Raw genomic sequence first — 8,273 nt, forward strand, 5'->3', positions numbered from 1 at the left:
TCGCGAGATCATCTTGTGATATGCCTAGTGTTTCGCGGATCATGCGGACGCGTGCGCCAAGCGCTACGTGACAAGCTTCAATGGTATCTGCCATCACGCTGCCCTCTTCATAAATTTCGCCGATCCGCTATCGCGCGCTAGACGCGCAGCCGCCCAACTGGTTTTTAGGCATTGCCCGAACGTCCATCCGAGACCCACAGGCGCTTGCCGTCGCGGTATCTGCGGTGGGCGTCTCGCATGACGCTGGCGCGATCGAGCTTCATGGCCTGACCTACTCGAAACTTTTGACGAGGGCGGCAACGTCGCCCATATTCTCGCGCAACCTGGACCGACCTTCGTGCAGCCCCACCAAAAGTTGATCGTTTGCGGTTTTCCGACCATCCAGAACTTCGCTTCGAAGTGAGCAACGGCCTGACGCTTTGCGAACCGTGTCATAAGCTGGAGCACGCTTCCTGACACAGTGGCGTCGGTCCATTGGATTCCGGTCTTATCGCCCATCTGACCCCTCCACGAATTTCAGCAAAGCATGGTGCCGCGCGCGAGACAGACCAGCAGCGCGGGATCGGCGGCTGCGCGCGACGAGGATGCACCGCTCCAGCCACGGCTCAGCGCGCCGTCGCTCAATCTTGTTATTCTCGTTGATGCGCAGAATCAGTTCCTTCCGCGCCCATTCGATTTCTTCCGGGGTGAAGTCGCTCATCGGCGCGCCCCGCGCCGGCGCTGAACCTCGACAGCGATTCTGCTTTCAAACCATGCCGCGCACAGCGAAAGGAACCGCGGTGAAAGGAAGAACGAGAGATCAGAGGCCATCGCGCGCCTCCATCGTCCCGATCACATAATCAGCCGCGAGCATTGCGGACGGGATGGATTCGCCGGCGTCCGCGCACATAGCGTCGAAAGCTGGCCCGCAATCGGCATTGCGCAGTGAAACGACGCGGGCGCCGAGCGAAAGCGACTGCCAACTGTCGGTCACGCCGTCACGCCCGAAACAGCCGCGAGGCGTGTAGTTGTAGATGAACTGCGTCATCGGCCGCAGCGCGGCGAGCGTATCGTCGTTGGCGCAATGAACGAATCTGAGCAGATCGTTTTCGAGGAAGGCTTGGAGCGCGGACCCTGTCCGGACTCCGAAAATCAAATAGCGGGCAAGGCCGCCGCGTAGATGTTCGGGGATTTGCCCCCACGCATGAGTTGCTGACACCGTAGTCTCCTTGGCAGGATCAATACGGTCACGCTATGCGGAAAAACGCAAATAGGCAAGCACTAAAGTTTCAGGCTTGAAAAAAAATCCATGGGGGCCTAAACAAAGAGCCGCCCCGGGATGCGAATCCGAGGCGGCTCAAAAGGCCCTTTCGCGGCGCGACCAACGCCCGAAAGGATGATCGACGTCCACAGTTGAGGAACAACTCGCCGATGCGAGAATATTTACGGCAGTCCCATAGAAAATTCAAGCCTCCGTAGCTTTGCCTCAGCAATCTTGTTGGGGGCGAATGCAAGCACTGGCGACAAGATTGTATATTCCGGGCCAGGGGGGTGGTGGAACATACCGGAGCGGTGGTGCAGTAGCTGGGAGCCGCAAGTCCACTAGGGGGCCGCAATAGCCTCCAAAACAGTAGCCAGCGAACCTTTCAGGCCAGTTGCGGGGCTTGGGGTCATTCTAGTCGGAGCATGGGGAAGATTGGCGTCGGACACACGCTCCGCGCCACAGCATCCATGCCATCACGAGACTCAGAATGCCATGTGACGAAGCACCTTTCCCGGTTAATCCCGGGGGGTGTCTTCGAATCCTTTCTTCCGGGAAGGATTATTATTTATCTACTCTCTAGGTAGAATCTTACACCAAGAGTGATTCCCGAAACCGCGCGCGTGCGCCAGCTTCCGGAGAACCGATATGCAGAAATTGGATTGGGGGAAGGTCAGAAAAACGCGCTTGATCCAACAGTCCGGCTTTGAAGACGTCACGGCCGAATATCGGAAAAAGCAGGAAAAAAGCGATCATGACGCTTGGGTGAAGAAAATGCGTAAACGCGCTGCGCATTTGGCTAAATTGAAGTCCGGCGCTGATGTGCCGCCAGCGAAAAAGAATAGGAAAAAGGCATCCAAAAAGCGCATGTTTTCGTTGAACCGGCCGGATGAATTGGCCGCACATATTTCCGAGCAAAACGACAGAAGGTCGCCGCTGTTGAAAACGATTCGCTGAAAATAATCGGCCTGCGGCTTGACGATTGGTGAACTTTCCATAACGATGCAGGCGAGAAAGTCAGAGGGGCTGATGAATCGCCGCATTGATCGATCAAAATTCAGAAAAATCTTGCGTAACGCGAATGATCGGCTCCGGGGCGATTTGCTGTTCTACCTCGACGGGTTCATGGAGCAGACTGGGATCGCCGAAACGCGAATCTCCCGCGAAGCTGGATTGGACAACGCCTTCTTCAAGCGGGTTCGGCAGGGCGGCTATGCGTCGCCGCCGGGCTATGACAAGGCCGTCGAGTGGATGGACCTCAAGCTGAAAGAGCTTGCGGCCGAAGAACGTCGGAAATTACTCCGGGCGAAAACAAGGACTGTTGCATGATGACGACGGATTCGAACGTTCAGGACGGCGTAACGCTCATCCATTTGCAGAAGATCACTGCGGCGGAGCGGAAGAAGGACGAGGCGGTCAACGCGCTGCGCTCGGCCCGCAAGGCGGCGAAGGTCGATGGCGTCTCGCTGAAGGCGCTGGACGCCGTCCGCGTGCTGGCGAAACTCGACAGCCATGAACTGACGCAGGATTTCAACGACATCGTCCGCTACGCGCGCCTATTGCAGGTGCCGCTCTATTCGCAGCTGGAGATGTTCGACGCGCCCGACGGATCGACAGGCGAGGAAGAGATCATTGCTCGGGCCGCGTCGGACGGTCTTCGTGCCGGCCGCATGGGCGAAGAGGGCAAGACGACGAAATACGATCCCGGCTCGCCGGCTGGACAGGCGTGGCTCGAATATTGGCGCAAGGGCCAAGACGAGTTGCTTTCTGCGATCAAGGAAATTCCGGTGAGCGACAAGGCTCCGGACGAGCCGAAGAAGAAGCGCGGACGGCCGCCGGGCTCCGGCAAGAAAGCCAAGACGCCTGAGTCGCCAACCGACTTTGACGAAGACGACGACAAGGTCGTTCCTCTCCGCCACTAAATTTGCGCGCGGCGACTGAGCCGCGTTGCATCTCCTGACATTTCAGTTTTTCATGAGCACCGTTCCGGGGCTGACGATCATGCATATCCTGAGTTTGGATTTGGCGCGTGAAGCGTAAATCTTACGTATATGCTCTATATGCGGGGGCCGCTCCGAGGCCATTCTATATCGGCGTCGGGACGCATGGTGCGCGCAATCCACGGGAGCGGCATCACCTCTATGAGGCAAGAGGGCGATCGGGTGGGAAGAATAACTTAAAGCTGCAATTTATTAGAGAATTTATTGCTGGAGGGGTTGAGTATCGCGATTGCATCATTGCTGCCGAACTAACCCGCGAAGAAGCATATGCTTTGGAAGTGAAGCTAATAGATGTTTTTGGACGCGAGGCGCTCGGAGGCTGTTTGTATAATCTATCGGCTGGAGGGTATGGCGGACGTAATCCGTTGCCGTCAACGAGAGAGAAAATGCGTGCTGCTAGTAGTCAAAGAATGAGTAAAGAAGCCGAGCGCAAGAAAATTTCCGAGGCTACAAAGTGTGCAATGAAAAGGCCCGAAGTCGCAGAAAATTTTCGTCAGGGAGTGGAGAGGCGGGTTCTTACTGAGGATGGCAGAAAACGTCTTTCTGAAGCCAATAAAAATAGAGTTGTTTTGGATGAGACTAGGAAAAAGTGTGCGGAAGTAACCAAAGCTAGAAACGCGGCCAATCCAGAAGCCTTTCAAGCGTTTCTGTCGTTTGCAAACAGGAATGGTTTTAATGGCCGTCACACGTCTGCGGCAAAAGAAAAAATAAGAGAAGCATCGCGCGCTCAATGGTCCGATCCTGAAATCCGCGAAAAGCGGATACGCGGAATGATTAATGCTCAAAACAGGCCGGAACTAAAACGACATCTTAGCGAAATGAAACGTGGTCGGAAGCCGATGCTTGGTAAAACACATTCAGAGGAAACTCGCGAGAAAATGCGTCAAGCGCACGCTAGACGCAAGAATAGGAACAATGCCGGTGACTAAAATCCTATGCCTTGATCTCGCTGGACAAACGGGATTTGCGATCTGGTCTCCCGCAATGGATCAGCCATTGTATGGCGCTGTGCGATTGCCCAAGGCATCTCTTGGCCAAACTTTTGCGAGTTTCCGTGATTTTCTCTCCGGCAAGATCGTCGGCGAAAGGATTGAGCATGTCGCGATCGAGTCGCCGTATATCGACAAGGTCAGTTTGAATGCCGTCGAGAAGCTCTACGGCCTGAAGGCTCATGCTGAAGAAATTTGCTATCGGCGCGGCGTCCCATGCCGCCCTGTCTCAAGCGCGGAATGGCGAAAGCACTTCATCGGGCAGCCTCGCGCGCCGCAGACGCTCGCCAAGGCGCAGCGCCGAAAGTGGCTCAAAGATCAGGTGCGCCTCGAATGTCAGCGACGCGGTTGGGCTGTCACCTCAGACGATGAGGCTGACGCTTTGGGAGTGCTGGTTTATGAGCGCGCGCGCATTTTGCCGCGGTGGGGGTGTGATACCGAACTCTTCGGCTACGAGCAGATCGCGCCGCCGATGGGTATGGAGCGCGTGCCATGAAAAACGATTGGCCTATAAAGTTTATTCGCCTTGGCAAGGAGCGTCGCCGAATCGTCGTGCGCGAGCCGAAGAAGCGCCGCCAGCCAGCGCGCTATCCGGCGCCGAGTGAGCCGCCGCTGTCGGGTTCCGTTCTGCAGTTGATAATGAAGGAAGGGGAAATCTGATGGAAATTCGTTCAAGACAGTCTTTGGCGATCATGCTCGCGAAGGCGCTGGGGTTCGCCGGGCCGCTCGGTGCAGTCGGCGCGAGCCTGTATATTCCGAAGCGCAATGGCTTTCGGACGATTCCGATCGGCGTCTGCGGCCATGCGATTCATCGGCTGCCAAGATCAAAGGTCGATCGCAAGTTGGGCGTGCGCCGGACGAAAAAGGTGCCGATCGTCGAGCACCGGCTCGTCGACAACTCCCGCTATCCGGGGTTCGTGCTGCGGCAGACTCGCGCTGACGGGCAGCACCGATGAGCGTGCTGGAAATTATGACGATTTTCCACGCTTACGAATGTGGGCAGAGTATAGCTTTCCTCGCTCAACAATGCCGATGTGATCGCCGGCTCATTCATTGGGCGATCGACGAAGCGCTGCGCCGCCGCCGGCGCTTGGCGGTCGCTCATGGCTGATTGGCCGTTTGGCGATCTTCCAAGGGGTGGCTTCGCTTGCGTGACAGCAGACCCGCCTTGGCACTTTCGCGCACGCACAGCGCTGCAATCCGCCAATTGGACATCGCGGCGGGATGCAGAAAAACATTACGATGTTTTAAGCGTTGAGGACATCAAGGCGCTGCCGGTCGGGGAACTGGCGGCAAAGGACGCTCACCTGTTTTTGTGGATTACTGGTCCGATGATCGTTCAAGGAACGCACGTCGAGATCATGAAGGCGTGGGGCTTTAAGCCCAGTTCGATGGCTTTCACATGGGTAAAGCTGAAACGCTCGCACAATCCTTTGCAGCTGCGCTGCCTTCCGTCGCACGAGTCAGACCTTCACGTTTCGCTCGGGCTGACGACGCGCAAGAACGCGGAGTTTTGCATCCTTGGGCGACGAGGGAACGCCAAGCGTCTTGCCAAAGACGTCCGTGAGATCATCATGTCGCCCGTGCGCGAGCACTCGCGGAAGCCGGATGAGTTTTTTGATCGCGTGCAGCGGTATTGCGCTGGCCCATATGTGGAGCTTTTTTCGCGCCAATCTAGGGAAAATTGGTCGTCGTGGGGTAATCAGGCGGGGCTTTTCGATGCGAGTCTCAGATCACGCGCTGATCCGCTATCTGGAGCGAGTAAAGGGCGTGGACGTCGAGGCGCTCCGGACGCTCTGCAAGAAGGGATTGTCGAAGAAGACGCAGGAGAGTGATGCGCTTTTGGTTGCCTACATCGAATCGCAAATCGGGCACCTGAACGCTTTTCGCGATGAGATCCGGAGCTTTTGCGCGCAGGGTGCCGGCATAAGCCGATGCACGATCTGCGTGAACGGGTTCGCGTTTTTGATTCAGAGAGATGTTGTCGTGACCGTCATGACGAAGGAAATGCGTCGCTGGCGACAAGGGAAAAAGCGATCGTGAGAGTGATCTACAGCAAGCGGAAATCTGCGGTGATCGTGGTGCAGGTCGAGAGCATCGCGGCGCAGCGTCGGCGCCGGCTGCGCACGGCTCGGGCGATGGCGATGGCTGGGCTGCCCGCGCATGTGGTGAGAAGCGCTGTTGGGGTGGTGGGATGAGGCGACCAATCGCCATAGACCTCTTTTGCGGCTTGGGCGGCTGGACAGATGGTCTGCTGGCGGAGGGATATTTCGTCGTCGGTTTCGATATCGAACGGCACCAATACGGACAAGAGCGCTACCGCGGAGAGCTTGTCGTGCAGGACGTGCTCACGCTGCACGGATCGCAGTTCAAGAACGCCGCGCTGATCGTCGCGTCGCCGCCGTGCCAAGAATACAGCTACATGGCGATGCCTTGGAAGTTGGCCAAGGCAAAGGCCGCAGCGATCCGCGCAGACACGACGGGCGCAGAGCTGGAGCGGCTGAACCGCCTGTTCAACGCCTGCTTCCGAATTCAGAAAGAGGCCAGCATCGCCGCTGGCCGGCATATTCCTTTGATCGTCGAGAACGTGCGCGGCGCAATCCCGTGGGTTGGGCGCAGCCGCTGGAACTTCGGATCGTTCCATCTATGGGGCGACGTGCCGGCGCTGATGCCTCCGACGCGCAAGGCGCACAAGGTGCCGGGATTTCGCTTCGACGGCAGCGGCCGGAGCTTCCAGACGGCGAGCGTCCATACCCATTCCGTTGATCAAGGCTCCGGCACAAAGATCGGCGGCGATTGGTTCAGCGACCCTCAATCAACTTGCCGCCGACACAGCTCTAAATCCCCGCAGCGCAAAGCTGCAAGCGCCATGATCGCAAAGATTCCAGAACCTCTTGCCCGCCACATCGGCGCGACATTCAGGCCCGCGCAATGACGGAAGCGCCGGCGCCGCCATCTGCAGAAGAGCAGTGCTGGGAATACATCCAAGAGATGCTTGGCATGATGCGACTCAGCTGCGATGTCGCCCAGAGCTATTGCGACATGCGCGATCGCCATGGCCTCGAATACCAACTGCGCCGAATGGAGTTGCATCGAAAGGCGGCGATCGAGACGTTCAAAGAATTGCGCGAAATGCTTGTGCTTCAAGAACTAAAAGATGGGGGTGGAAATGAGCTTACTCAACAGCGAGGGCGTGGAACAGCGGCTGATCGGGAGCCTGCTAAGAACGCCGGACGCGATCCACGAAATCAGAGATAGCCTCACGATCCAGATGTTCGCCAATGAGGCGTGCGCGGAGGTTTACCGCGTGATCTGCGATCTGGCCTACGAGGGCGTGCCTCTCGACCGTGCGGTGATCTGCCGGCGCGCCAGCGTCGCGCCCGAGGAGGCGCCTCTCCCGGTCTTTCTCGCCAGGTTGCAATCGGACGTTCAATACCCAGCCGACGCCGAGAAATACGCGCGCGAGATCATGGACGCAGCGATGCGCCGCGAAGCCCGGAAGATGTTCGATCAGGCGATGCGCGATCTGGAGAGCGTCCCCGACGCGCGCGCTGTGCTCCAAAGTCAGCATTCTGGAATCCTCAACCTACTTGGCGCCCGCGCCCGCGGCGGCAGTGGCGAACTCGGGCTGATCGCCTCGAAATATCTCTCCGACATCCGCCAGACAGACACGACAAGCTATGTGACGACTGGCATCCATTTCGTCGACGACATCATCGGCCCGATGCAGCCGGGCAATCTGATCGTTCTTGGCGGATCGACGTCGGCCGGCAAGACCGCGCTGGCGGAGCAGATCGGGCTTTCGGTCGCCGAGCGCGGCAATCCAGTGCTGTATATCTCGCTCGAGATGGAGAAGGCGGAGCTTGGCGCGCGCGCGGTCAGCCGGTTCTCGGACGTTTCGGTGGCCGATATCGAAATGGACCAGCTGAATATGCAGGATGAGCAGAACATCATGCGCGCGGCGGAGAACCTGCAGGGGGTGCCGATCTATATCGAGGATCTGCCGCGGGCTACGGTCGCCGGCGTGACGGCCTTGGTGATGAA

13 protein-coding genes are annotated in these 8,273 nt (G+C 57.8%); 11 read left to right on the forward strand and 2 right to left on the reverse strand.

Annotation, left to right across the window (positions count from 1 at the left end; translation table 11 throughout):
• Positions 1-487 precede the first annotated feature (487 nt).
• Together WC026_RS16825 and WC026_RS16830 are read right to left on the reverse strand one after the other, a co-directional pair.
• Positions 488-700, reverse strand: a complete 213-nt coding sequence (locus WC026_RS16825) for a hypothetical protein (RefSeq protein ID WP_372712164.1) — start codon at positions 698-700, stop codon at positions 488-490.
• Positions 701-799: 99 nt separating this feature from the next.
• Positions 800-1,198, reverse strand: coding sequence for a hypothetical protein (locus WC026_RS16830; RefSeq protein ID WP_372712165.1), 399 nt, complete (start codon positions 1,196-1,198; stop codon positions 800-802).
• A gap of 690 nt (positions 1,199-1,888) precedes the next feature.
• Between WC026_RS16830 and WC026_RS16835 the strand changes: the two genes are divergently transcribed.
• The 11 genes from WC026_RS16835 to WC026_RS16885 form a co-directional block, all read left to right on the forward strand.
• Positions 1,889-2,197, forward strand: a complete 309-nt coding sequence (locus WC026_RS16835; RefSeq protein WP_372712166.1) for a hypothetical protein — start codon at positions 1,889-1,891, stop codon at positions 2,195-2,197.
• A gap of 111 nt (positions 2,198-2,308) precedes the next feature.
• The gene (locus tag WC026_RS16840; protein ID WP_372712167.1) at positions 2,309-2,569 is read left to right on the forward strand and encodes a hypothetical protein; all 261 of its coding nucleotides are present in this window, start codon (positions 2,309-2,311) and stop codon (positions 2,567-2,569) included.
• Positions 2,566-3,162: a hypothetical protein gene (locus WC026_RS16845; RefSeq protein WP_372712168.1), complete on the forward strand. Its 597-nt coding sequence runs from the start codon at positions 2,566-2,568 to the stop codon at positions 3,160-3,162. Before WC026_RS16840 ends, WC026_RS16845 begins: the two co-directional genes overlap by 4 nt.
• 107 nt (positions 3,163-3,269) lie before the next feature.
• Complete coding sequence (locus WC026_RS16850) at positions 3,270-4,169, forward strand: NUMOD3 domain-containing DNA-binding protein (protein WP_372712169.1); 900 nt, start codon at positions 3,270-3,272, stop codon at positions 4,167-4,169.
• Complete coding sequence (locus WC026_RS16855) at positions 4,156-4,725, forward strand: hypothetical protein (RefSeq protein WP_372712170.1); 570 nt, start codon at positions 4,156-4,158, stop codon at positions 4,723-4,725. The genes WC026_RS16850 and WC026_RS16855 overlap by 14 nt, the downstream gene beginning before the upstream one ends.
• Positions 4,722-4,889, forward strand: a complete 168-nt coding sequence (locus tag WC026_RS16860) for a hypothetical protein (RefSeq protein WP_372712171.1) — start codon at positions 4,722-4,724, stop codon at positions 4,887-4,889. The genes WC026_RS16855 and WC026_RS16860 overlap by 4 nt, the downstream gene beginning before the upstream one ends.
• Before the next feature lie 23 nt (positions 4,890-4,912).
• Complete coding sequence (locus tag WC026_RS16865) at positions 4,913-5,185, forward strand: hypothetical protein (RefSeq protein ID WP_372712172.1); 273 nt, start codon at positions 4,913-4,915, stop codon at positions 5,183-5,185.
• Positions 5,186-5,332: 147 nt separating this feature from the next.
• On the forward strand, positions 5,333-6,064 hold the full coding sequence (locus WC026_RS16870; RefSeq protein ID WP_372712173.1) for an MT-A70 family methyltransferase: 732 nt from the start codon (positions 5,333-5,335) through the stop codon (positions 6,062-6,064).
• A gap of 99 nt (positions 6,065-6,163) precedes the next feature.
• On the forward strand, positions 6,164-6,427 hold the full coding sequence (locus tag WC026_RS16875; protein ID WP_372712174.1) for a hypothetical protein: 264 nt from the start codon (positions 6,164-6,166) through the stop codon (positions 6,425-6,427).
• A complete protein-coding gene (locus WC026_RS16880) occupies positions 6,424-7,164 on the forward strand; it encodes a DNA cytosine methyltransferase (protein WP_372712175.1) in 741 nt (246 codons plus the stop codon). Before WC026_RS16875 ends, WC026_RS16880 begins: the two co-directional genes overlap by 4 nt.
• 234 nt (positions 7,165-7,398) lie before the next feature.
• Positions 7,399-8,273 (forward strand): DnaB-like helicase C-terminal domain-containing protein (locus tag WC026_RS16885; RefSeq protein ID WP_372712176.1); only part of this gene is annotated, 875 nt, incomplete at its 3' end.

It is taken from the genome of Hyphomicrobium sp. (genome assembly GCF_041674905.1).
GTDB lineage: Bacteria > Pseudomonadota > Alphaproteobacteria > Rhizobiales > Hyphomicrobiaceae > Hyphomicrobium_B.

Bases quoted from the DNA above. Each gene is read 5' to 3' on its own strand.
- WC026_RS16825 (WP_372712164.1), bottom strand. From the start codon at position 700: ATGAGCGACTTCACCCCGGAAGAAATCGAATGGGCGCGGAAGGAACTG.
- WC026_RS16835 (WP_372712166.1), top strand. From the start codon at position 1,889: ATGCAGAAATTGGATTGGGGGAAGGTCAGAAAAACGCGCTTGATCCAA.
- WC026_RS16845 (WP_372712168.1), top strand. From the start codon at position 2,566: ATGATGACGACGGATTCGAACGTTCAGGACGGCGTAACGCTCATCCAT.
- WC026_RS16855 (WP_372712170.1), top strand. From the start codon at position 4,156: ATGCCGGTGACTAAAATCCTATGCCTTGATCTCGCTGGACAAACGGGA.
- WC026_RS16860 (WP_372712171.1), top strand. From the start codon at position 4,722: ATGAAAAACGATTGGCCTATAAAGTTTATTCGCCTTGGCAAGGAGCGT.
- WC026_RS16870 (WP_372712173.1), top strand. From the start codon at position 5,333: ATGGCTGATTGGCCGTTTGGCGATCTTCCAAGGGGTGGCTTCGCTTGC.
- WC026_RS16875 (WP_372712174.1), top strand. From the start codon at position 6,164: ATGCACGATCTGCGTGAACGGGTTCGCGTTTTTGATTCAGAGAGATGT.
- WC026_RS16880 (WP_372712175.1), top strand. From the start codon at position 6,424: ATGAGGCGACCAATCGCCATAGACCTCTTTTGCGGCTTGGGCGGCTGG.